Origin of the sequence: Williamsia phyllosphaerae, from assembly GCF_014635305.1 — a bacterium.
GTDB lineage: Bacteria > Actinomycetota > Actinomycetes > Mycobacteriales > Mycobacteriaceae > Williamsia_A > Williamsia_A phyllosphaerae.
In genome coordinates this window covers 320,315-344,043 of the sequence record NZ_BMCS01000003.1, presented here as the reverse complement: position 1 = coordinate 344,043, position 23,729 = coordinate 320,315, and the positions used below count along the sequence as shown (strand labels likewise).

Below are 23,729 nucleotides of genomic sequence, written 5' to 3'. Positions count from 1 at the left end.
ACCAGATCGGGGGCCGTCGTCGTGTGACAGCCGGTCAGCTCAGTCGGCGCGGTCCCGCATCGCGGCGCGACGGCACCGGACCGACCCGGACGCGGCCGGAGAGCACGACGGCACCCGAGCCCGACGCCAGCACGGGATCGAGCACCAGTTCACGCACCTCGGGGATGTCGTCGACGAGCGTCGAGACCCGCACCAACAGATCCACCAGGGCGTCGGTGTCCACTGCGGGTTCGCCCCGGTAGCCGGCCAGCAACGGCGCCGACCGTGGCGCGGCCACGAGATCGCGGGCGTCGGCCTCGGTGAGCGGGATGGCCCGGTAGGCGTGATCGCCCAGCAGATCGAATGTCGCCCCGGCCAGACCGAACGCGATCAGCGACCCGAACGACGGGTCGTCGCGCACCCGGATCACCGTCGCGACACCGCGCGGGGCCATGCGCTGCACGTGCAGGCGTCGGTCCCCGGTCAGCGCAACGAGCTCGTCGAACGCCGCCCGGACGGTGCCCGGTCCCGACAGGTCGAGACGGGCGCCCTCCCCGTCGAGGCGACCCCGCCAGCGCGACGAGACCGCCTTGACCGCGACCGGGAAGCCGAGGGACTGCGCGGCGTCGGCGGCCGCGTCGGCGTCGGACACCTCGGCGAAGTCGGTGACGTGCACGCCGTAACGCGCCAGCAGCCGCGCCGAGTCCGCCTCGTCGAAGGCCAGCGTCTCGTCGGTCCCCACCCGAGTCGAGACGATCGCGGATCGCACCATCTCGCGCGCGGTGTCGGGGTCGACGTCGGCCGGGCGGATGACCTCCGATTCCGGTGTGGCCCGCCATCGGGCGTACCGCCACGCCTGGCCCAGCGCGGACGCGGCCCGTTCGGGCGCGGGATACGACGGGATCGACCCCCACGTCGGCACCCCGGACTCGTCGCGCACGGTCAGGTTGTCCGGGATGCCCTCGACGGCGAGGAACGTCGACACCACGGTCTTGTCGGCGCCGGCGGTCGCCTCGGTCAACGCCCGCGCGTAGGTGTCGGCGGCGACCGCGACCGGCGGGACGAACACCGCGATGACCGCGTCGACGCCGTCATCGGCGATCACGCGGTGCAGCGCCTGCGCGAACTCGTCGGCGCCGGCGGACGCGCCCAGATCGATCTGTTCGACCACGCGCAGACCGAAACGCTCCCCCGCGGTGGCCGCGAGGACCCCGAGCACCGTGGAGTTGCCGACGATCCCGACGCGGGGACCGCGCGGGAGGGGTTGATAGGCGAGCACGGTGGCGCAGTCGAAGAGGTCGGCGATCGTGTCGACCTGGATGACGCCGGACTGTTCGAGCACCGCCCGCGCGCTCGCGTCGTCGAGGGTGGAGTCTCGGCGCACCTGCGACGGCGCCACCGAGGATCGTCCCGACTTCACCGCGACGATGGGCTTGTTGCGCGACACCCGCCGCGCGAGCCGGGAGAACTTGCGGGGATTACCGAAGCTCTCCAGATACAGCAGGATGACGTCGGTCTGGGGGTCGGTGTCCCAGTACTGCAACAGGTCGTTGCCCGACAGGTCGGCGCGGTTGCCCGCGGAGACGAACGTCGACAGGCCCAGTTGTCGGCGTGCGGCGGTGTCGAGGATCGCGATCCCGAGGGCACCGGACTGGCAGAAGAACCCGATACGGCCGCGGCCCGGGACCCGCGGTGCCAGGGTCGCGTTCAACGCGACGTCGGGGCTGGTGTTGATCACGCCCAACGCGTTGGGTCCGACCAGGCGCATCCCGTGGGCGCGGATCTCGTGGACCAACGTCCGCTCGGCGAGGGCACCGACGTCGCCGGACTCGGCGAACCCGGCCGACACCACGACCATCGTCTTGACCCGCTTGGTCAGACAGTCCTGCAGGACGTCGCCGACAGTGTCGGCGGGCACCGCGACGATCGCGAGGTCGACGGGGTCGGGGATGTCGCGGACCGAGGGATAGGCGCGGATCCCGCGGACCGCACGGGCCTCGGCGTTGACCGGGAACACCGGTCCGGTGAACCCCCCGCTGATCACGTTGGCCAACAACGCGTTCCCGACCTTGCTCGGGTCGGTCGAGGCACCGATGATCGCCACCGACGACGGTCGCAGCAGGTTCGCGACACTGCGTGATTCCGAACCGAGCTCGCGGGCGTTGCGCACGGTGCGCAGGGCGTCGGTCGGGTCGATGAGGAACTCGACGTGCACCGTCGACCCGTCGAAGCTGCGGGTCAGTTGATAGCCGGCGTCGCGGAACACCGACAGCATGGCGCGGTTCTCGGTGAGGACCTCGGCCTCGAACCGGGTGAAGTCGTTCTCCGCGGCCGCGCCGGCGAGGTGTTCGAGCAGCACGGTGCCCAGACCGCGACCCTGGTGGTCGTCGGCGACGACGAACGCCACCTCGGCCGACTCCGGACGCCCCAGACTGGCGAGTCCCTCGTAGATGCCGACCGCGATGATCTCCCCGCCGAGCAGCGCGACGAGCGCGACGCGGGTGCGGTGATCGAGGGTGGTCATGTGGACGACGTCGCGGGGCGACATGACCGGGTAGGGGCCGAAATAGCGCATGTAGCGCGTGCGCTCGGAGAGCTTCGAGTGGAATGCGACGATGCGGTCGGCGTCGGCCGGGACGATCGGTCGCAGGTGCACGGCACCTCCGTCGGAGGCGAGCACGTCGGCGATCCAGTGCCGGGGGAAGTCCCATGGGCCGCCACCGGTCTCGATCGGACCGGTGACCGCCGACTCGACCGCGCCCGCGTCCGGATCGCCGTCAGTCACGGGGATCGGCCGGGTCGAGTCCGTGCAGCGGGAACACCGCGGACCGGGTGGCGAGGATGGCTGCGTCGGTGGACTGGTGCAGGTGTGCCGAGATCCCGTCGGGGGCCTCCTGGCCCCAGTTGCCCTCCCACGCGTGGAATCCGGTGTCCCCACCGTCGGACATGGTGTGTGCGGGGACCTCGGTGACGAAGTCGGGGTGCACGGTGCGCGCGGCGAGGGCGGCGGTGTCGCACCAGTCGTCGCCGGTCGGGGTCGAGGGGTCGACGTCGCGTCCCAGGGCTGCGGCCATCAGGTGGGTCCAGATGCGGGGCACCACGTCGGCGACGCCGTACCCGCCGCCGCCGACCGCGAGCCACCGTCCGTCGCAATGGGTGTCGGCGAGGTCGCGCATGGCGAGGATGGCGGCCCGTTGGCCGTCGATGGTGAGCCCGAGGTCGGTGAGCGGATCGGCGCGGTGACTGTCGGCACCGCACTGGCTGACGATCACCTGGGGTCGGAAACTCCCCACCAGCGACGGCACCACGGCGTGGAAGGCTCGCAGCCACAACCGATCCGGTGTGTGCGGGGGCAGTGCGAGGTTCACGGTGGTCCCGTGTCCGGTGTCCGGTCCGATGTCCTCGGGGTACCCGGTGCCCGGCCAGAGTGTCGCCGGGTGCTGGTGGACCGACACCGTCAGCACCCGCGGGTCACCGGAGAACCGGTTCTGGACGCCGTCACCGTGATGGGCGTCGATGTCGATGTAGGCGATCCGGTCGAATCCGCTGTCCAGCAGGTGCGCGATCGCCACGGCGCAGTCGTTGTAGACGCAGAACCCCGATGCGCGTGCCGGCAGGGCGTGGTGCATCCCACCGCCGATGTTGACCGCGCGGCGCACCGCCCCGGTCGCGATCGCGTCCGCAGCCGCCACCGTGCCCCCCACGAGCAGGGCCGAGGCCTCGTGCATCCCGGGGAACACCGGGTTGTCGACACTGCCGAGCCCGAAGATCCGTTCGGCCAGCGCCGGCGAGAAGCCCGCCACCGATCCGCCTGCGGCCATCTCCCCCGCCGCCCGCACCGCGGCGATGTACTCCCGCCGGTGCACGGTCTCGAGCAGGGCGTCGTCGGCCGCGACGGGTGCCCGCATCTCGACGCCGTCGAGGACCCCGAGACCGTGCGCCAGGGACATGGTCAGCGCCAGTCGGATCGGGTTCATCGGGTGCGCCTCCCCCCACCGGTAGCGCAGGAAGTCCTCGCTCCACACGATGAGCGAGTCCTCCGCCGCGGGACCGCTGCCGGTGCTCGCGACCGTGTCAGAACTCATGGCCCCAACGTAGTGGTCCGCGGCTGTGAAAGATGTGGGTCGGATACGGGTAATCTGGTCACCGGCTCGATGGACAGGCCGGATGACGGAGGGTTGGCACTGTGAACGATCTGGTGGACACCACCGAGATGTACCTACGCACGATCTATGACCTGGAAGAAGAGGGCATCGTCCCCCTGCGCGCGCGGATCGCCGAGCGTCTCGACCAGAGCGGGCCGACGGTGTCGCAGACGGTCGCGCGGATGGAGCGGGACGGCCTGCTCCGCGTCGCGGGTGACCGGCAGCTCGAGCTCACCGAGCACGGCCGCACCCTGGCCATCTCGGTGATGCGCAAGCACCGGCTCGCCGAACGCCTCCTCGTCGACGTGATCGGGATGCCCTGGGAGGACGTACACGCCGAGGCGTGCCGCTGGGAGCACGTGATGAGCGAGAACGTCGAGCGCCGACTGATCGAGGTCCTCGAGCACCCCACGACCTCGCCCTACGGCAACCCGATCCCCGGCCTCGAACTGCTCGGTGTCGAGAGCGGCCCGGCGGTCGGCGACGCCACGCGGCTGTCCGACCTCCCCGAGGGTGAACCGGTCGCGGTGATCATCCGCCGACTCTCCGAGCACGCCCAGGACGACCCGACCCTGATCGCGGCACTCCGTGAGGCCGGGGTGGTCCCGAACGCGCGCGTGACCGTGACCAGCGATCCGGGGTCGGTGACGATCAACACCCCCGGACACGCCGGACTGCGACTGTCGTCGGAGATGGCCCACTCGGTGCACGTCGAGAAGGTCTGAGAAGAGTGAAGCTCCTGGTGACCGGCGGCGCCGGTTACGTCGGAAGCGTCTGTGCCCGCGTCATGATCGACGCCGGGCACGACGTCACCGTCGTCGACAACCTGACCACCGGCAACCGCGATGCGGTGCCCGAGGCCGCCGCCTTCGTCGAGGGGGACGTGGGCGCGCTCGCACCGGAGATCCTCGACGGTGCGTCCTTCGACGGAGTGCTGCACTTCGCGGCGCAGTCGTTGGTCGGCGAGTCGGTCGAACAGCCCGAGAAGTACTGGCAGGGCAACGTCGTCGAGTCGTTGAAGCTGCTCGAGGCGATCCGCACCACCGGCACCCCCCGACTCGTGTTCTCCTCGACCGCCGCCACCTACGGCGAGCCCGACGCGGTGCCCATCGTGGAGTCGTCACCGACCCGGCCGACGAATCCGTACGGCGCGACCAAGTTGGCCATCGACCACGCCATCACCTCGTACGCGACCGCACACGGACTGGCTGCGATCAGCCTGCGGTACTTCAACGTCGCCGGCGCCTACGGCGGAGCCGGCGAGAACCGCCGGGTCGAGACGCATCTCATCCCTATCGTGCTGCAGGCGGCCATGGGGCACCGCGAGTCGGTGAAGATCTTCGGCACCGACTACCACACCGACGACGGCACCGCGGTCCGCGACTACATCCACGTCTACGACCTGGCTCGTGCCCACGCCCTGGCGCTCGAGGCCGCGATCAGCGGTCGTCACGCGATCTACAACCTCGGCAGTGGCTCCGGGTTCTCCGTACGTCAGGTCATCGACACGTGTGCGGAGGTGACCGGTCTCGACATCCCGGTCGTGCACGCGCCTCGCCGTGCGGGCGATCCGGCCGTGCTGATCGCCTCGAGCGACAAGGCCATCGGCGACCTCGGTTGGGAGCCGACCAACACCGCGCTGCCCACCATCGTGGCCGACGCCTGGGAGTACACCCGCGCCCTCGGCGACCGCGCACACTCCGCCCCCGCCTGATCCGCCCCCGCCTGATCCGCTCGGCCCGATCCCCCGTCCGATCGCCTCAGCCGGCCACGCGCTCGGCGGGTGCGGGCATGATGACGCCGAGTTTGTCCGCGGCGGCGTAGCTGGTCGGGAGCAGTTCGTGGAGGGTCGACGGCCGCAGTCCCGCCCGCAGCGACCGGTCGAGAAGCGCTGCGAGCGAACAGCCCACGTCGGAGTCGAGTGCACAGTCGAGGGCGACGCCCGCCATCGCCCCGTCTCCGCGCACATAGTGCAGATGACCCAACAGCGTTGCTGCACAGGCCCGGCCGCCCCCGCGAAACCGGCGGGTCAGCTCGGCCCACACCGCCTCGGCCGCGTCGGCGACGTCGGAGACCGCCAGGGCCAGCAGCGCATCGCGCACCGGTGGTCGGCGGATCGCCGCCTCCAGGATCCGCAGTTGCGTGCAGTCGACGTGGGTGTCCAGCCCGTGTAGGACGACGTCGAGCACTCGTCGCAGCAATTCGCTGTCGTCGACACCGATGGCCGCGGTTTTCGTTCGTGAGTCGACGGCGTAGGTGCACACGGGGTCGGCGCAATGCGTCGTGCGGGCCGTCGAGTCGACCATCTCGCCGCGTGATCGGAGCACGACGCGGCCGGTGGTGACCGCATGCGCCACGGCCATCGCGCTCGACCGCGGATCGTCGAGGATGCCTCGGTCACCGTGGGTGCCCATCGCACCCCACCGATTCAGCCATGGTTGGCCCAGAGCCATGTCCGCGACCACGAACCCGGTGTACAGACCCACGTCCTCGAGACCGGAGTCGATCAGGGCGAAGAGGTGATCCCAGCACGGGGCGCCGATGTCGAAACGATCGTCGATGACGAGGGCGATGACCCCGGATGTGTTGTCGCGTAGACATATCTCGCACAGGTGAGCGACCATAACCTCCATCGCCTCGGTGGCGATGCCGTCGGAGTCGAGGTCGAGATCGTGTCGCATGGTCACGCCGATCCTGGTGCCGCTCGCGTCGAACACCAGCAGGACCAGGGATCGTTCGGGGATGAAGCCCACCATGGCGGGAACGGCGGCGATGAGGTCACCGGGGTCGCGGAAGGTGACGGTGCGCGGGTCTGTGGTCATGTAAGCCACTGTGCGTCCCGACAGCGACACCGCCGGGCCACGGAAGGGCACGACGGTCACGTTGTGCACATGACGGCCGACACCCACAGATTCAGTCAGCCCGAACGGGACTTCTGCACGGCCTTGGTGAAGATCGCGTCGAGCGCGGCCCCGTCGGGTCGTGAGCCGGAGAACGAGAGATAGCTCGCGAACACCCGCACCCCGTCGTTCTGGGCCGCGAGGACGGTCGTCGACTGGGTCAGGGTGACCGGCGACTGACCGGAGCGCACGACCCGGCGGTAGGCCAGCGACTCCTGCGACTCGATGGGTGACGGCGGCAGCACCTCTGCACTCACCTGAGCGGTGACACCACCGATGTCGGTGGAGTACGACCCGCACCGGCGGATCTGATCGGCGAGGTCCGACAACGGTGTCTGCGAGGTCGTGGTCACGACGGTCAGTGCGCCACCGGTGTCGGACATGCCGACCAGTACCACCGATTCGCCGTCGCCCGACGGGATCTGCGGGGGCTCGCACTCCGACGGGGTCACCGTCATGCCCGGGGCGTGGCCGCTGAGGTCGGCGAGCGCCTGACCGGCCTGTTCGCTGCGCAACCGGGTGGCGGGGTAGGACGCCGGGAAGTCCGACGGGCTCAACGACACCCGGTCGAGTCGAGCCGATGAACCGTCCGATCCCGACGGGGCGCCGGATGCGGCCACCGGGTCGCCGTCGACGCCGTCGGCGCATCCGGCCACCGTCAGCAGCACACACAGCGCCAGGGCGCCGACAGTCGCCGACGACCGCACCCACGACCGTCGGGGAGGACGGACGCCGGGGCGGCGAGGCACGGATGTCACGCCGCCACTGTGCCACCGGAGCACGGTCCGGGACGTGACCGACACGATCACGCGACAATCAGTTCCCGCGCGCGATCCATTCCTCGAGGTGCGGGGCCTCCTCCGACACCGACGTGGAATCGCCGTGCCCGGTACGCACCGACGTCTCCGGATCGAGGGTGAAGATCTTGTCGCGGATCGACTCGATGATGGTCGGGAAGCTCGAGAACGACCGCCCCGTGGCCCCCGGCCCGCCGGAGAACAGCGTGTCGCCGCTGAACAGGACACCCGCCTCGGGCGCGTAGAGACAGCACGATCCAGGCGAGTGACCCGGCGTGTTGATCAGGATCAGCTCGGTGCCCGCGACCGAGATCCGCTGGCCGTCTTCGATGTCGCCGTGGTCGACGTCGGGATGGGTGTCGCGCCACAGCATGTCGTCACCGGGGTGCAGCAGGATCGGCGCGTCGAGGCGGTCGCGCAGTTCCGGGGCGACGGTGATGTGGTCGTTGTGGCCGTGCGTCGCGACGATCGCGCGCACCGTCCGCCCGGCCACGGCCTCCACGATCGGGTCCGCGGAGTGCGCCGCGTCGATGATGACGACCTCGTGGTCGTCACCGACGATCCAGATGTTGTTGTCGACGTCCCAGCTACCGCCGTCGAGTTCGAATGTGCCGGAGGTGACGACGTGGTCGATGCGCAGGCTCACAGCAGGACCACCGAACGCAGGACCTCGCCGGCCTCCATCTTGTGGAACGCCGACTCGATGTCGTCGAGCCCGATCCGTTCGGTGACGAACTTCTCCAGCGGCAGTCGACCCTGTTGATACAGGTCGACCAGCATCGGGAAGTCGCGTTCGGGCAGGCAGTCGCCGTACCAGGACGACTTCAGCGCGCCTCCGCGGGAGAAGAAGTCGACCAGCGGCAACTCGAGCTTCATCTCCGGGGTCGGCACCCCGACCAGCACCACGACACCGGCGAGGTCGCGCGCGTAGAACGCGGTCTCGTAGGTCTCGGGACGACCGACCGCGTCGATGACCACGTCGGCGCCGTTGCCGTCGGTGAGTTCCTGGATCGCGGCGACGACGTCGTCGACCTGCGACCCGTCGATGGTGTGGGTGGCCCCGAGGTCGGTGGCCCAGTCCAGTTTCCGCTGATCCCGGTCGACGGCGATGATCGTCGTCGCACCGGCCAGGCGCGCACCCGCGATCGCCGCGTCGCCGACACCACCGCACCCGATGACCGCGACGCTGTCGCCGCGACCCACCTCACCGGTGTTCATCGCGGCGCCGAGTCCGGCCATCACTCCGCACCCGAGCAGACCGACCACGGCGGGGTCGGCGTCCGGGGCGACCTTGGTGCACTGCCCCTCGTGGACGAGTGTCTTGTCGGCGAACGCGCCGATCCCCAGCGCCGGGGTGAGTTCTGTTCCGTCCTCCAGGGTCATGGGAACGCTGGCGTTGAACGTGTCGAAGCAGTACCAGGGACGACCACGCTTGCACGCTCGACACTGGCCGCACACCGCGCGCCAGTTGAGGACGACGAAGTCCCCGACCGCGACGTGGGTGACCTCATCACCGACCTGCTCGACGACGCCGGCCGCCTCATGGCCCAGCAGGAACGGGTACTCGTCGTTGATCCCGCCCTCGCGGTAGGCGAGGTCGGTGTGACAGACCCCGCATGCGGCGATGTCGACGATCACGTCGCGCGGGCCGGGATCGGGCAGGGTGATCGTGACCACCTCGGTCGGCGCCCCCTTGCTCATCGAGACAACCCCGCGAACCTGCTGTGGCATGCGTTTTCCGCCCTTTCGTGACATCTGTCGGGCACATCCGGTCGATGGACACCTGTCCAGAACGTCTCGCGACCAGTGTGTCGTGCATCTCCGAGTTTGTCATGCGCGAACGGGCATACCTGAGTCGCGGGGAACACCCGACCCCGTCGCGGTCGTTGCACAGAGGCGAACGTCCCCACACGAGTCCTCTCGGCCCCGGCCGCGGAGCATTTGGCCGTCGACACGGCGGTGGGCGACAATTGCGCCGACAAGGAGGCCACGATGGACGAGAAATCCACGTTGTACGAGCTGGAGTTTCCCGTACCCCAGGTGACCGGCGACGAGGGCAATGGCCCTGTTCTGGTCCACGCCATGGAGGGTTTCGCCGACGCGGGGCACGCGGTGGCGTTGGCAGCCGAGCATCTCCGCGACAGCCTCGAGTCCGAGCTCGTCGCCACGTTCTCCACCGACGAGCTGATCGACTACCGATCGCGTCGTCCGACCATGGAGTTCTCCGGCCAGGAATTCACCGACGTCGAGATGCCCACCCTGACGATCCACGCGATCCGCGACAACGCCGGTCGACCGTTCCTCCTGCTCGCGGGCGCCGAACCCGATCTGCGATGGGAGCGTTTCGTCGAGGCCGTGCGACGACTGTCCGATCACTTCCAGGTGTCGTCGGTGGTCGGCCTGAACGCGATCCCCATGGCCATCCCGCACACCCGCCCGTCGTCGATCACCGCGCACGGATCCGACCAGGAGATGCTCGGCGACCTGCCGCGGTGGGGCAGCGAACTGAAGATCCCGGCCAGCGCCTCGATGCTCGTCGAGCTGCGGATGGCCCAGAGCGGGTACGACACCGCGGGGCTGTCGGTGCACGTACCGCACTACCTCTCACAGGCTCAGTACCCGGGCGCATCGGCCACCTTGATCCAGTCGCTGGCCCAGGTCACCGGGCTGGACCTGCCGGTGGCAGCACTCGAGAACGCTGCGGCGAAGGTGCGCACACAGGTCGACGCAGAGGTCTCGGGCAACTCCGAGGTCGAGTCGGTCGTCTCGGCGCTGGAGAACCAGTACGACGCGTTCAACACCGCGCAGACCGAGAAGGCCTCGCTCCTCGCCGCCGAGGAGGCGCTGCCGTCCCCGGACGAACTCGGCGCCGAGCTCGAACGCTTCCTCGCTGATCAGGTCGACACGTCGACGGCCGATCAGCCCGACATGTCGACGACCGATCAGTCCGACACGTCGGCAGAGCGGGCTGACCAGACCTCCGACGACGACTCCGACGACGATGCGCAGCCGGGTTCAGCCGGGTGATGCGTGAGCGGTGACGCACCGGCCACCTTCATCCCCTCGGGGACGTCGGACCCCGACGAGCTGTACGACGAGTTCTCCCGCTGGGCGGAGTCGCGGGGACTGACCTTCTACCCCGCGCAGGAAGAGGCCCTGATCGAGTTGGTCTCCGGGGCCAACGTGATCCTGTCCACCCCCACCGGGTCGGGTAAGTCCCTGGTCGCGGCGGGCGCGACGTCGTTCGCCCTGGGACGCGGTCAGCGCACCTTCTACACCGCGCCCATCAAGGCGCTGGTCAGCGAGAAGTTCTTCGACCTGTGCGCGCAGTTCGGCGCCGACTCGGTCGGCATGATGACCGGCGACGCCACCGTCAACGCCGGTGCACCGATCATCTGCGCGACCGCCGAGGTGCTCGCCAACCTCGCGTTGCGCACCGGCGCCGACGCCGACGTGGGACTGATCGTCATGGACGAGTTCCACTACTACGGCGACACCGAACGCGGCTGGGCCTGGCAGGTCCCGATCGTCGAACTGCCGCGCGCGCAGTTCCTGCTGATGTCAGCCACCCTCGGTGACGTCACCTTCTTCGCCGACGACCTCCGGCGCCGCACCGGCCGGGAGACCGCGTCGATCACCGGCACCCAACGGCCGGTCCCCCTCGACTACTCCTACGTCCTGACCTCGGTGCACGACACCATCGAGCGGTTGATCGAGGCCGACCGGGCACCGGTCTACGTCGTGCACTTCACGCAGGCCTCCGCGGTCGAACGCGCCCAGGCCCTGCTGAGCGCGAACATCTGCAGCCGGGAGCAGCGTGACGCGATCGCGGTCGCGATCGGCGACTTCCGGTTCACCTCCGGGTTCGGCAACACGCTGTCGAAACTGGTCCGCGCCGGGATCGGCGTGCACCACGCCGGCATGCTCCCCCGCTACCGACGACTCGTCGAACGCCTTGCGCAGCAGGGACTCCTCAAGGTGGTGGCCGGTACCGACACCCTCGGCGTCGGGATCAACGTCCCGATCCGCACGGTGCTGCTCACCGGCCTGACCAAATACGACGGCGTCAAGACGCGCCATCTGCAGGCACGCGAGTTCCACCAGATCGTCGGTCGTGCCGGCCGGGCGGGCTACGACACCCGCGGTTTCGTCGTCGCCCAGGCGCCCGAACACGACGTCGAGAACGCGCGGGCGACCGCGAAAGCCGGCGACGATCCGAAGAAGCTCAAGAAGATCCAACGCAAGAAGGCGCCGGAGGGTTTCGTCTCGTGGGGCGAGCCGACCTTCGAACGACTCATCGCGGCGCCGCCCGAGCCTCTGCGGTCACACTTCAAGGTCACCACCTCCATGGTGATCGACGTGATCGCCCGCCCCGCCAACTGTTTCACCTCGATGCGCCATCTCCTCGAGGACAACCACGAACCGCGCGAGCGGCAGCGGAAGCACATCCTGCGGGCGATCGAGATCTACCGGGGACTGCGCACCGCAGGACTCGTCGAATCGATGGAGCCGGACGCCTCCGGCAAGGCCGTACGGCTGACCACCGACCTCCCGGCGAACTTCGCGTTGTCGAACCCGTTGTCCTCGTTCGCGATCGCGGCGTGCGAGATCCTCGACACCGAGGATCCCGGCTACGCGCTCGATGCGCTGTCGGTCATCGAGTCGACCATCGAGGACCCCCGCCCGATCCTGCGTGCCCAACGCAGCGCCGCACGCGATGTCGCCATCGCGGAGATGAAGTCCGACGGCATCGAATACGACGAGCGGATGGAGCTGCTGGAGGAGATCACGTGGCCCATGCCGCTCTTCGACCTCCTGGAGGGCTCGTTCGACATCTACCGTCGCGGACATCCGTGGGTCTCCGGCACTCCCCCGTCACCGAAGTCGATCGTCCGCGAGATGGTCGAACAGGCCATGGGGTTCAACGACTTCGTGGCCCGCTACAAACTCGCCCGCAGCGAGGGCGTGGTCCTGCGCTACCTGACCGACGTCTACCGCTCGGCCCGCCATGGGCTGCCGACCGCCCAGCACACCCCCGAACTCGACGACCTGATCGAGTGGCTGGGCGACCTCGTGCGCCGGGTGGACTCGAGCCTGATCGACGAGTGGGAGCAGCTCACCCACCCCGAGGACGGTGCACCCACCGACGCGCGCCCACCGACCACCGGACCCAACCTGCGAGCGTGCCGCGTGCAGGTGCGCAATCACATGTTCGCGATGATCAGCGCGATCTCACGGCGCGACTGGCCCACGCTGTACCGGACCCACCCCGACGTCGCGTGGAGCGAGGAACTCGCCGAGTACTTCGACGAGTACGGCGATCTCGACGCCGGCCCGCAGGCCCGCAGTCCGCAGCTGTTCGCCCTCGACGGGAGCGACGATGTGTGGCGGGTCCGGCAGACCTTCGACGACCCGCAGGGCGACCACGGGTGGTCGTTGACCGCGCAGGTGCAGATCGAAACCGACCCGGACGTCGACGAGTCCGACCGAATCCGTATGACGGACATGGAGATCCACCCCGGCTGACCCACCGACGTCAGGTGCCGAGCACGTCGTCGACGATCCCCGCCACCTCGGCCACGTGCGGCTCGTGCAGCAGTTCGACGTGTCCGCCACGCACCGGTCGGATGTCGACCTCGCCGCGAGTCACGGCCTGCCACCAGTGACGACGATGCCGGGTACCGGGCGCGGCGAGAACGGTGATCGGGGTGTCGACCCGACGGAGTCGGTGTCGGTCGGTGAGGCGTCCGCCGAGGCGGTAGAAGATGATCCACTGCGTCACCGGATCGAAGATCACCCGTCCGGCCAACGGGATCTTGGCCACCAACGCCACCAGTTGTCGCTTCGATACCGACACGTCGGGTTGATACGGCACATCGGGTTCGTCGGTCTCGCCCGGCTCTGCGGCCGCAGGGTCGTCGGGGTCGAGATCGGCGATCAGGTTCTCCGACAGGGACGTGTCGATCGCGATGAGGTGTCGGGTCTGCTCACCCCGGTCGGCGAGCTGCGCCGACATCTCCAGGGCCACGACGCCACCCATCGAGTGTCCGGCCAGCAGATACGGCCCGTGCGGCTGCACGGTGGTGATCAGCTCCACGTAGCGGCGCGCCATCGCGGTGACACTGCGATCCGGCCGTCCGGTCCGCTCGAGTCCGAGTGCCTGCAGGCCGTGGACCGCCCGGCCGGGTGCGAGGTGTCGGGCCATCGCCATGAGCGACGACGCCGGGCCACCGGCGCCGGCGACCACGAAGAGCGGGGTCGCCTGCGTCGTCTCGGGTGACGCGGCGCGGATCGGAACGAGGACGCCGTTGCCCGTACGTATTCCGCCGCCGTTGCGATAGTGGTCGCGGATGCTCGCCGCCAACGTCGCGATCGTGGGGGTGGTGGTGAACTCGGCGAAATCGATGTCGCCGTTGATGCGTTGACGAACCGTCGTCGCAATCCGCGCGAGGGCCAACGAATCGGCCCCCAGTGCCATCAGGTCCTGATCGGAGTCGATGTCGTCGACACCCATCGCCAGCGTGACCGCGAAGCGAGCGACCGATTCGACGATGTCGGGGGCCTGCCGACGCCTGCGTGCGGTGTCGCGGACGCCGGGAGCGGGCAGTGCGGCCCGATCGAGTTTGCCGCGTTCGGTTCTCGGCAGCGCCGCCAGGCCGACGACGTGTCGCGGCACCATCCATTCGGGCAGCGTCGAACGTAGGTGATCGCGGATGCGGCGATCGGTGTCGGCCTCCGAGGTGATCGGGCCGCTGATGTAGGCGACCAGGTGGATGTCGCCATCGGCGTCGGTGGCGCAGACAGCGGCCTCGTGCACACCGGTGTGTATGTGCAGCGCCGATTCCACCTCGCTGGGTTCGACAAGATAGCCCCGGATCTTGACCGCGTCGTCCATCCGTCCGGCCAGGTGCAGGGTCCCGTCGGCGTCGAGATGCCCACGATCGCCGGTGCGGTATCCGCCGACCCCGGTGTCGTCGGTGAAGAAGCGCGACGACGACCGCCCGAGATATCCGTCGGCGACCGGGCCTCCGACGACGACCACCTCGCCGATCGAGCCGTCGCCGACCCGGTCCCCGTGCTCGTCGACGATGTGGACGGTGCGGCCCGAGGGCGGGTGCCCCGCGGGGATCCGCCCGACCGGCGGCTCGTCACGAGCGGTGAGGACCCAGTGGCCGACCATCCCCACCTCGGTGGCGGCGTACCAGTTCACGATGGTCGGTGCCGGGGTCGCGATGTGACGCGTCTGTGCCACATCGGATCCGGTGGCGGCCTCGCCGTAGTAGGCGACCTGGCGAACCGTCGGGATGGGACCGACAGTCCGCGACCCCACGGCCGCACCGAGTGCCCGGGCCGCCACGACCGAGCTGTGCAGGGTCGTCACGGACTCCGATCGCAGCCAGGTGGCGAGTGAATCCAGATCGGTGTCACGGGGATCGGTACATACAACCGTTGCGCCGCAGGCGATCCCGGCGAGCACGGTGTTCATGCCCGCACTGAAACCGAGCGGCAGCAGATCGGCGAGTCGATCGTCAGGACGCAGCTGCTGGCCGTCGACGATGTCGCGCACCTTCGCCACCACGGTTCGGTGAGCGAGCATGACCCCCTTGGGATCTCCCGTCGACCCCGACGTGTAGCAGATCATCGCGATCCCGTCGGGATCCACCGGGTCGCCGGTTTCGACGTCGCGGACCGCCGGGGCGGGTGTCACGTTCGGCGTCATGGTCGACGCCCCGCACGCGTTCACGATGCGGGTGACCCGGTCGGCGGGCAGGCCCGTGTCGATCGCGACCAGTGCGCGGCCTGACATCATCACGCCGAGCGATCGCGCCACCGCATCGACGGTCCCGTCCTGTCCGACGACCACCGGCGACCGCTCGTCCCCGCGACGCAGCAGGCGGGCGTACCCGTCTGCGGCCGTGTGCAGGTCGTGGTAGCTCATCCGACCGGTCACGGTGACGACCGCGACAGTCTCCGGAACCGAACGCGCCGCGCGCTCGAGGAGATCGCCGACCGTGTCCACGCTCTCCGCTGTACGCACCGAATCGAGTCTCTGCCGCATTTGCCGGGATTTAACCAGACCTCGCCAGACCTCGCCGGACCTCGCAGCGCGGAGCGAGACCGGGCCTCCGACGTCAACCGAACGTGTGACCGCCGTCCTGGTGGACGACCGATCCGATCATCCCGCGAACGGCCCGCCGGGACCGAAGGCCAGCGCACCGAAGCGCTCGGCGATCCGTCGGTGACCCGCCGCATCCGGGTGCAACGCATCCGGCAACGGGAGTTCGGCGACGTCCGCGGGACCGTAGAGGTCGAGACCGTTCACGTGGTGCAGTGCCGGGTCGTGGCGGCGGCGTTGCGCGACGATGTCGGCCAGACGATCCCGGATCACCTGCAGCGTCAGCTTTCCCGCGCTGGTCTCGGCGGGATCGCCGGTCGCCCGGAACCGGACCTCCCCGACGGCCAGTGCGGCGAGATCGAACGCACCGGGGCCCGGGGTCTGTTCGTGGATCGGACAACAGATCGACGACACGACCGTCAGCGGGGTGTCGGGGTGTCCGTCGCGGATGGTGTCGAGGAATCCGTGGACGGCCGGACCGAACGCGCGCAGGCGCATCAGGTCGGCGTTGACCAGGTTGATACCGATCTCGACGCTGATCAGGTCGGCCGGGGTGTCGCGCATGACCCGGGCGACGCACGGGTCGAGCAACGCGTTGCCGCCGAAGCCGAGGTTGGTCAGCTCGACGCCGGTGGCGGTGGCGGTGCGGGCGGGCCACGTCAGCGACGGGCTGCCGGCGTTCGATCCCTGACTGATGGAGCTGCCGTGGTGGAGCCACCTGCGGCGGCCGGAGAGGTCCACGGGTTCGATCGCGGCGTCTGCGCGGATCGCGACGATCTCGGTGGTCTCGTTGTGCGGCAACCAGACCTCGATGTCCTCGGCACGCCCGGGTAGCCCGTCGAACCGCAGCGTGGCCATCTCACCCGCCTCGGTGTCCACCCTCCCGGTGGCCATGTCGACCGACATCGTCGTGGCCGTTCCCGCACTCGCCTGTGCCACGAGCCGACCGTCGACGAGCAGATCGTGGAGCCCCACCGGCCGCGGTGGAAGACCCGGGTAGACGACCCTGGTCGCCCGGACGTCGACCTCGACGGCCGTGGCGGCCGAACGGAACGCGATCCGCACCCCGGCGGGTTGGGTCTCGGACATGCTCAGACGGTCGTCGCCGACCTGCTCGAGGGCCCACCGCGGTAGTCGGTGCGGCAGTGTCCCGGAATCGGTCTCCTCGAGCTCGATGGCTCCGCGGACGGTCCGCTCTGACACCGGTATGTCGAACCAGCCGCTCACCCCGGGCGTCAGGAGACCAGGTGATCGAGCGCATCACCGATGCGCTGAGCCAGCTCGTGGACCTGCTCGGTCGTCATCACGAACGCCGGCGAGATCTGCAGTGCCCCCTGGCCGGCGGCACGACCACTGACCCCGTGGGCGCGCAGAGCGGCGACCGCGGCGGGCGCCGTGGCGGGGTCGGCGAGCTGGACCGCGGCGATCGCGCCGATGCCACTGCGGATCTCGGAGACCGCGGCGTGGTCGGCCAACGGTGCGAGTGCGGTGTGCAGATCGGACTCGATGCGCTTCGCCTCACCGACGAGGCCCTCGCGCTCGATGATGTCGAGGTTGGCCATGGCCGCCGCCGCGGCGCCGGCGTGACCGCCGTAGGTGTAGCCGTGGCGCCACCAGACGCCACCGGAGTAGAACGGCTCGGCGATGTGTGGCGCGATGAACACCGCGCCCATCGGGACGTACCCCGACGTCAGGCCCTTGGCCGTGGTCACCATGTCCGGCGCGAGATCGAATCGCTGTGATGCGAACCAGGACCCACCGATCCGACCGAATCCGGTGACGACCTCGTCGGCCACGAACAGGACATCGTGGTCACGGCAGATCTGGCGTATCTCGGAGAGGTATCCATCCGGCGGGAGGTAGACGCCGCCCGCACCGATCACCGGCTCGCAGAAGAATGCGGCCACCGAATCGGCGCCCACACGCTCGATGAGGCCGAGCAGACTCTTGGCGTCGTCCCAGTCGATCGTGGCGGCGTCGGCCATCAGCTCGCCGTACCCGTCGCGGTTCGGCGGCAGCCCGGACAACGCGGTGCCCGCGACGTGCATCCCGTGATACGCCTTGGTCCGGCCGACGATCAGCTTCTTGTCGGGCAGGCCCTTCTCGTGCCAATACCGTCGGGCCAGCTTGGCGGCGGTGTCGATGGAGTCGCTGCCGCCGGAGGTGAAGAACACCTTGCTGCCGGGCACCGGGGCGATCTCACCGAGACGCTCCGCGAGCTCGATGGTGATCGCCGGGGCGATGTCGCCGAAGCCCGAGTAGTGCGCGAGCGTGCCGAGCTGGCGTCCGACGGCGTCGCCGATCTCGGTCCGGCCGTGTCCGACGTTGGTGAACCAGAGTCCCGCGGTGGAGTCGAGGTATTGCTTGCCCTCGGTGTCCCAGATGTGGACGCCCTCGCCCCGTGCGATGGCGAACGGGCCGTTCGCGCTCACTGCGCCCATGTCGGCGAATCCATGCCACAACGTCGATGTCATGGCACACATCATGCCTGTCGGTCGGCACCCGCCGATTCCGACGCCACCGGCACCGTCCGGTCGATGACGAATATCCTGGGGAGCATCATGTCCAACCAGACCCGTCGGCCCCGTCCGAGCGCCGACCCCGACGGCGCGGCGATCGCCTGGGACGAGGTCTCGATCGCCGACGAATACCGGCTGCGACGCCGCCGGTCGCGCCTGCGCACGGACACCGACCGGAATCGTTTCACCGGCGCCCTGCGGTCCGCGCAGGCACGCCTCGTCCGCCGTCGGGAGTCCGTCCCGACCCTGGACTATCCGCCCGAACTGCCCATCTCGGGCGCGCGGGAGGAGATCGCCACGGCACTGGCCGACCACCAGGTGATCGTCGTCGCCGGGGAGACCGGGTCGGGCAAGACGACCCAGCTGCCCAAGATCTGCCTCGAACTCGGGCGCGGGGTCCGCGGGACGATCGGGCACACCCAGCCCCGGCGCATCGCCGCCCGCGCGGTCGCCGCCCGCATCGCCGAGGAGACCGACACCGAACTCGGCCACACCGTGGGGTTCTCGGTCCGCTTCGACGACAAGTCCGGCGACGACACGCTGGTCAAGGTGATGACCGACGGCATCCTGCTCCGCGAGATCGGACGCGACCCGCTGCTGCGTGCCTACGACACGATCATCGTCGACGAGGCCCACGAGCGGAGCCTCAACATCGACTTCATCCTCGGCTTCCTCAAGCAGCTGCTCCCCCGCCGCCCCGATCTCAAGGTCGTCATCACCTCGGCGACCATCGATCCCGGACGCTTCGCCGAGCACTTCGCGACGCCCGGGAACCCGGTGCCGATCATCGCGGTATCCGGTCGCACCTATCCGGTCGAGGTCAGGTACCGCCCGTTGTCGGCCGACTCCGACGACCCGGAACACGATCACGAGGACCTCGACCAGATCCAAGCGATCCGCGCGGCGATCGACGAGCTCAGCCGGGACGGCCCGGGCGACATCCTGGTCTTCCTCGCGACCGAACGCGAGATCCGCGACACCGCCGACGCCCTGCGGGGCCTCGCCGATTCGGGCGTGAAGATCCTCCAGCTGTTTTCGCGTCTGTCGACCGCGGCTCAACACGAGGTCTTCACCACGTCGACTCAGCGACGGATCATCCTGTCCACCAACATCGCCGAGACCTCGCTGACGGTGCCCGGCATCCGCTACGTCGTCGACGTCGGCACCGCCCGGATCTCCCGGTACTCGCTGCGCACCAAGGTCCAGCGACTACCGATCGAACCCGTCTCGCAGGCGAGTGCCCGACAGCGGGCCGGGCGTTGCGGCCGTGTCGCCGACGGTATCTGCATCCGGCTCTACGGCGAGGACGACTTCGACGCACGCCCGGAGTTCACCGAACCGGAGATCCTGCGCACCAACCTCGCCTCGGTGATCCTCACGATGACCGCACTCGGACTCGGCGACATCGCCGCGTTCCCGTTCGTCGAGGCCCCGGACGCGCGCTCGATCCGGGACGGCGTCGGACTCCTCGACGAGCTCGGCGCCGTGCAGGGCCAGGGTGCGCAACGGACGTTGACCCCCGTCGGCCGCGACCTCTCCGACCTGCCGGTCGATCCCCGGTGGGCGCGGATGCTGGTGGCCGCCCGCGACAACGGTGCACTGGCCGAGGTACTCGTCATCGTCTCCGCGCTGTCGCTGCCCGATGTCCGTGAGCGTCCGGCCGAGCACCGTCAGGCCGCCGACGAGGCACACAAGAAGTACTCGGTCGCCGGATCGGACTTCCTGTCGATCCTCGCGCTGTGGGATCACCTCGAGGAGGCCCGCCGCGACCTGTCGAACAACCAGTTCCGTCGGCAGTGCGAGCGGGAGTTCCTGCACTGGCTGCGGATCCGCGAGTGGCGCGAACTGCATCGTCAGCTCGAGCGCATCACCGCCGACAAGGGGTGGTCGCCGAACTCCACGGCGGCGGCGCCCGCGTCGGTACACCAGTCGCTGCTCGCCGGCCTGCTGGGACACCTCGGGATCCGGGAGGGCGAGGCACGGGAGTTCCTCGGCGCCCGCGGTACCCGATTCGTCGTGTTCCCCGGGTCGCCCCTGGCGAAGAAGCCGCCTCGGTTCGTGATGGCCGCCGAGATCGTCGAGACCTCACGGCTGTTCGCGCGTACCGCCGCGGGGATCGAACCCGAGTGGGCGGAGAAGATCGCCGGGCCCCTGGCCAAACGCCAGTACAGCGAACCGCACTGGTCCATCAAGCGCGCGTGCGCCATGGCCTACGAGCGGGTCACGCTCTACGGGGTACCACTCGTGGTCAACCGGCCGGTCCCGTTCGGGCGGATCGACCCCGAGGTGTCTCGGGAGCTGTTCATCCGCCACGCCCTCGTCGAAGGCGAGTGGCGGACCCGTCACCCGTTCTTCGAACGCAACCGGGCATTGCTCGACGACGCCCGCGATCTCGAACACCGCGCCCGGCGCGGTGATCTCGTCATCGACGACGACCAGCTGTTCGATTTCTACGACGAACGCATCGGGGAGGAGGTGGTCTCCGGTGCGCACTTCGACACCTGGTGGAAGACCGCACGCGCCGCCGATCCCGACCTCCTCGATCTGACGGCCGACGCCGTCGCCGACCCCGACGCGATCTCGGCGACCGAGTACCCCGACCACTGGCAGCAGGGCGAGGCCCGGTTGGCCCTGACGTACGAGTTCCGACCCGGTACCGACCGCGACGGTGTCACCGTGCACATCCCCGTGGCCCTGCTCCCCCGCGTACGACCGTCCGGCTTCGACTGGCTGGTACCGGGATTGCGTGCCGAACTCGCGGTCGCCTTGGTCCGGACCCTGCCCAAGGCGATCCGTCGTCGGCTGCCGCCGGCCGCGGACGCCGCGGGTCCCGCACTCGCGGCGCTCACCCCCCGCAGCGAGCCCATCGCGACCGGCCTCGCGCGCGAACTGACCCGTCGGACCGGAGTGGTGATCGCACCCACCGACTTCGACCCGACCGGTCTACCCGATCACCTGCGGATGACCTACGTCGCCGAGACCGACGACGGTACAACCGTCGCGGACGCGTCGTCGCTGACCGAACTCGTCACGGCTGTCGCGGCCGTCGACCGACCGCGCATGGCCGCCGTCGAACCCGCGACGAACCGACGGACGTCCCCGCGCGGCTCGAGAACCGTACCGAGCGCTGATCGCGTTGCGCCGCAGCCGATCTCGACACCGGTGACAGAGTGGACACCGACCACCATCGGAACCCTGGCCGACTCGGTCGTCGACACCATCGCCGGCCAACGGGTCACCAGCCACCCGTCACTGCGCGCGGTACCGAATGGTGTGGTCCTCGACATGGCGTCGTCGCCGGCGCAGGCACGCGCCCAGACGCGTCAGGGCATCATCGCGCTGCTCGAGTTGTCCATCCCACAGCTCAAACCCAGTGCCGTGGCACAACTGCCCGTCGGCGACCGGATCGCGTTGTCCCAGAGCCCGTACGCGAGCACCGAGGCGCTGCTGCGGGACTGCACCGGCGCGGCGATCCGCGGCGCGCTCGGACCCACCGACGACGTCACCGACAGCGCCCGGTACGCGGCCCTGCGGGCGCAGGTGGCCCGTGACGTCCCGCAGTCGGCGCGACGCGTGCTCGCCGCCGTCGGAGACGCGATGACACGGATGGCACCGATCCGAACAGAACTGGACCGAGTCGGTCCCGGCCCGGTGTTCGACGACATCACCGAGCAACTCGACCACCTCGTCTACCAGGGGTTCATCGCCGACACGGGATTCGACCACCTGCTGCGACTACCTGCCTACCTCGACGCCATCGTCGTACGGCTGGGAAAACTTCCCGCGGCCTTGGCACAGGACGCGCGCGCCATGAGCGCCGTCGACACCGTGACCGCACGATGGAATTCCGCGGTCGCCCGGGCCACACCCGCACGGCAGGCGGCGATCAACGAGCAGATCCACTGGATGGTCGAGGAACTCCGGATCGGGCTGTTCGCCGAGCGGATCGGAACGGCATACCCGGTGTCGGAGAAACGGATACTACGGGCGATCGACGCCCTCCGCGGCTGAACCGGCCGTCGCGTGGGCGTTCGCGGCGCGTGACGGGAGCGCACGGAGATCGTCGATCTCGCGCTGGAAGTCCTCGACCGACTCGAACGAACGGTAGACCGACGCGAAACGAAGGTACGCGACCTCGTCCAGTTCACGAAGGGGCTGCAGGATCGCCAAACCCACCTCGTTGCTGGGGATCTCGGCCGATCCCGACGCCCGCACCGAGTCCTCGACCTGCTGGGCGAGTTGTCTCAGACTGTCCTCGTCGACCTGACGGCCCTGGCACGCCCGTCGAACGCCCAGCATGACCTTCTCGCGACTGAAGGGTTCGGTGACGCCGTTTCGCTTCACCACCGCGAGCACCGCACTCTCGACCGTCGTGAAGCGGCGACCACACTCCGAACAGGAGCGGCGCCGGCGGATCGCCTGGCCCTCGTCGGCAACACGCGAGTCGACCACGCGGGTGTCCTCGTTCTTGCAGAAGGGGCAATGCATCGGTGTGTCCTCGAGCCGGATCCGTGGGCGCGACGACGGGGGCACACCCTCGGCGTCGACGCGGAGTCCGAGACGAACCCCTGGTGACCAGGATACCGGTGCGTATCCGAGCCCGGACACGGCGTGAACGGTCGCGGTGACCTCGGGTGGTCGACGCACCCGCCGACTGTCCTCGAACATCACCGGGACGACTCAGCGCAGGTAGGTCGGGGCGAGCAGCGGCTGGCCGGCGGTGATCGCCGATCCGCTCAGGTGATTGAGGTCCTTGATGGTGGCGACGACCGACGACATCGGCTGATCCGGCGCGACCCGCCCGGCCAACTCACCCAGTGACTCGCCTCCGCGCACGTGCACCAGCTCGGTACCACTGACCGCAGGCGCGGTGGAGTCGGCGAACACCGAACCGCTGACGACCATCATCCACATCACGATCGCGAGCCCGATGCCCACGACGACGGCTACCGCCCAACCGATCGGGGCGGGCCGCAGCGCCGGCGGGGCCTGCCGCCGGGCGTCTCCGCACGCCGCGCCGGTCCGCGGGCGGGCGACCTCCGGACGGCGACCCGCGGGACGGCGGACGTCGGGGCGCAGACCGCCGGTGGTGGCGCGACGACGCGCGGGAGCGCCGTGCACCGCGGTTCGGCGGACGGTGTCAGACGTACGGACCGGCGCAGTGACCGTGGTGCTCGTGTGACGCGTGAGAGTCTGATTCATGACGTTCTCCTCATCGACCAGACGTTCGAATGAACGTATGTTCGATTAGAACACGGGGGTCCGACAAAGTC

Annotated in this window: 16 protein-coding genes; 5 read left to right on the top strand and 11 right to left on the bottom strand. The window is 69.5% G+C overall.

What is annotated here, in order from left to right; all coding sequences use genetic code 11:
- Positions 1–34: 34 nt before the first annotated feature.
- Complete coding sequence (locus IEV93_RS20125) at positions 35–2,764, bottom strand: bifunctional acetate--CoA ligase family protein/GNAT family N-acetyltransferase (protein WP_188492344.1); 2,730 nt, start codon at positions 2,762–2,764, stop codon at positions 35–37.
- Entirely contained in the window at positions 2,757–4,064 is a 1,308-nt protein-coding gene (locus IEV93_RS20120) for an acetoin utilization protein AcuC (RefSeq protein WP_188492342.1), read from the bottom strand. The genes IEV93_RS20125 and IEV93_RS20120 overlap by 8 nt, the downstream gene beginning before the upstream one ends.
- Before the next feature lie 101 nt (positions 4,065–4,165).
- Here IEV93_RS20120 and IEV93_RS20115 point away from each other — a divergent pair, with 101 nt between their 5' ends.
- On the top strand, positions 4,166–4,849 hold the full coding sequence (locus tag IEV93_RS20115) for an iron-dependent transcriptional repressor DtxR (protein ID WP_188492340.1): 684 nt from the start codon (positions 4,166–4,168) through the stop codon (positions 4,847–4,849).
- 5 nt (positions 4,850–4,854) lie between these two features.
- The gene (gene galE, locus IEV93_RS20110) at positions 4,855–5,838 is read left to right on the top strand and encodes a UDP-glucose 4-epimerase GalE (RefSeq protein WP_188492338.1); all 984 of its coding nucleotides are present in this window, start codon (positions 4,855–4,857) and stop codon (positions 5,836–5,838) included.
- A gap of 46 nt (positions 5,839–5,884) precedes the next feature.
- Here the strand turns inward: galE and IEV93_RS20105 are convergent, their stop codons facing one another.
- The 4 genes from IEV93_RS20105 to IEV93_RS20090 all read right to left on the bottom strand — a co-directional run bounded on the left by IEV93_RS20105 (position 5,885) and on the right by IEV93_RS20090 (position 9,552).
- Positions 5,885–6,946 (bottom strand): DUF4192 domain-containing protein, encoded by a 1,062-nt coding sequence (locus IEV93_RS20105; protein WP_188492336.1) that lies wholly within the window; start codon positions 6,944–6,946, stop codon positions 5,885–5,887.
- Between the two features lie 95 nt (positions 6,947–7,041).
- On the bottom strand, positions 7,042–7,782 hold the full coding sequence (locus IEV93_RS20100; protein WP_188492334.1) for a DUF5642 family protein: 741 nt from the start codon (positions 7,780–7,782) through the stop codon (positions 7,042–7,044).
- A gap of 58 nt (positions 7,783–7,840) precedes the next feature.
- The gene (locus tag IEV93_RS20095; RefSeq protein WP_188492333.1) at positions 7,841–8,467 is read right to left on the bottom strand and encodes an MBL fold metallo-hydrolase; all 627 of its coding nucleotides are present in this window, start codon (positions 8,465–8,467) and stop codon (positions 7,841–7,843) included.
- Complete coding sequence (locus IEV93_RS20090; protein WP_188492331.1) at positions 8,464–9,552, bottom strand: S-(hydroxymethyl)mycothiol dehydrogenase; 1,089 nt, start codon at positions 9,550–9,552, stop codon at positions 8,464–8,466. The genes IEV93_RS20095 and IEV93_RS20090 overlap by 4 nt, the downstream gene beginning before the upstream one ends.
- Positions 9,553–9,813: 261 nt before the next feature.
- Between IEV93_RS20090 and IEV93_RS20085 the strand changes: the two genes are divergently transcribed.
- Positions 9,814–10,848, top strand: a complete 1,035-nt coding sequence (locus IEV93_RS20085) for a proteasome assembly chaperone family protein (protein ID WP_188492328.1) — start codon at positions 9,814–9,816, stop codon at positions 10,846–10,848.
- Positions 10,849–10,851: 3 nt separating this feature from the next.
- Positions 10,852–13,347, top strand: a complete 2,496-nt coding sequence (locus IEV93_RS20080) for a DEAD/DEAH box helicase (protein ID WP_229705357.1) — start codon at positions 10,852–10,854, stop codon at positions 13,345–13,347.
- A gap of 10 nt (positions 13,348–13,357) precedes the next feature.
- On the opposite strand, the gene IEV93_RS20075 is transcribed toward IEV93_RS20080, so the two are convergent.
- The 3 genes from IEV93_RS20075 to IEV93_RS20065 all read right to left on the bottom strand — a co-directional run bounded on the left by IEV93_RS20075 (position 13,358) and on the right by IEV93_RS20065 (position 18,411).
- Positions 13,358–15,859, bottom strand: coding sequence for an alpha/beta fold hydrolase (locus IEV93_RS20075; protein WP_188492326.1), 2,502 nt, complete (start codon positions 15,857–15,859; stop codon positions 13,358–13,360).
- A gap of 138 nt (positions 15,860–15,997) precedes the next feature.
- Positions 15,998–17,140: a GDSL-type esterase/lipase family protein gene (locus tag IEV93_RS20070; RefSeq protein ID WP_229705356.1), complete on the bottom strand. Its 1,143-nt coding sequence runs from the start codon at positions 17,138–17,140 to the stop codon at positions 15,998–16,000.
- A gap of 32 nt (positions 17,141–17,172) precedes the next feature.
- Positions 17,173–18,411: an aminotransferase family protein gene (locus IEV93_RS20065; RefSeq protein ID WP_188492322.1), complete on the bottom strand. Its 1,239-nt coding sequence runs from the start codon at positions 18,409–18,411 to the stop codon at positions 17,173–17,175.
- Positions 18,412–18,498: 87 nt separating this feature from the next.
- Between IEV93_RS20065 and hrpA the strand changes: the two genes are divergently transcribed.
- On the top strand, positions 18,499–22,467 hold the full coding sequence (gene hrpA / locus IEV93_RS20060) for an ATP-dependent RNA helicase HrpA (protein WP_188493253.1): 3,969 nt from the start codon (positions 18,499–18,501) through the stop codon (positions 22,465–22,467).
- Here hrpA and nrdR read toward each other — a convergent pair.
- Positions 22,438–22,944 (bottom strand): transcriptional regulator NrdR, encoded by a 507-nt coding sequence (nrdR, locus tag IEV93_RS20055; RefSeq protein ID WP_188493252.1) that lies wholly within the window; start codon positions 22,942–22,944, stop codon positions 22,438–22,440. The genes hrpA and nrdR overlap by 30 nt on opposite strands.
- 192 nt (positions 22,945–23,136) lie before the next feature.
- Positions 23,137–23,658 (bottom strand): LysM peptidoglycan-binding domain-containing protein, encoded by a 522-nt coding sequence (locus tag IEV93_RS22565; protein WP_229705354.1) that lies wholly within the window; start codon positions 23,656–23,658, stop codon positions 23,137–23,139.
- Positions 23,659–23,729: the final 71 nt, after the last annotated feature.

Bases quoted from the DNA above. Each gene is read 5' to 3' on its own strand.
- IEV93_RS20120 (WP_188492342.1), bottom strand. From the start codon at position 4,064: ATGAGTTCTGACACGGTCGCGAGCACCGGCAGCGGTCCCGCGGCGGAG.
- IEV93_RS20105 (WP_188492336.1), bottom strand. From the start codon at position 6,946: ATGACCACAGACCCGCGCACCGTCACCTTCCGCGACCCCGGTGACCTC.
- IEV93_RS20090 (WP_188492331.1), bottom strand. From the start codon at position 9,552: ATGCCACAGCAGGTTCGCGGGGTTGTCTCGATGAGCAAGGGGGCGCCG.
- IEV93_RS20085 (WP_188492328.1), top strand. From the start codon at position 9,814: ATGGACGAGAAATCCACGTTGTACGAGCTGGAGTTTCCCGTACCCCAG.
- IEV93_RS20065 (WP_188492322.1), bottom strand. From the start codon at position 18,411: ATGACATCGACGTTGTGGCATGGATTCGCCGACATGGGCGCAGTGAGC.
- hrpA (WP_188493253.1), top strand. From the start codon at position 18,499: ATGTCCAACCAGACCCGTCGGCCCCGTCCGAGCGCCGACCCCGACGGC.
- nrdR (WP_188493252.1), bottom strand. From the start codon at position 22,944: ATGCATTGCCCCTTCTGCAAGAACGAGGACACCCGCGTGGTCGACTCG.
- IEV93_RS22565 (WP_229705354.1), bottom strand. From the start codon at position 23,658: ATGAATCAGACTCTCACGCGTCACACGAGCACCACGGTCACTGCGCCG.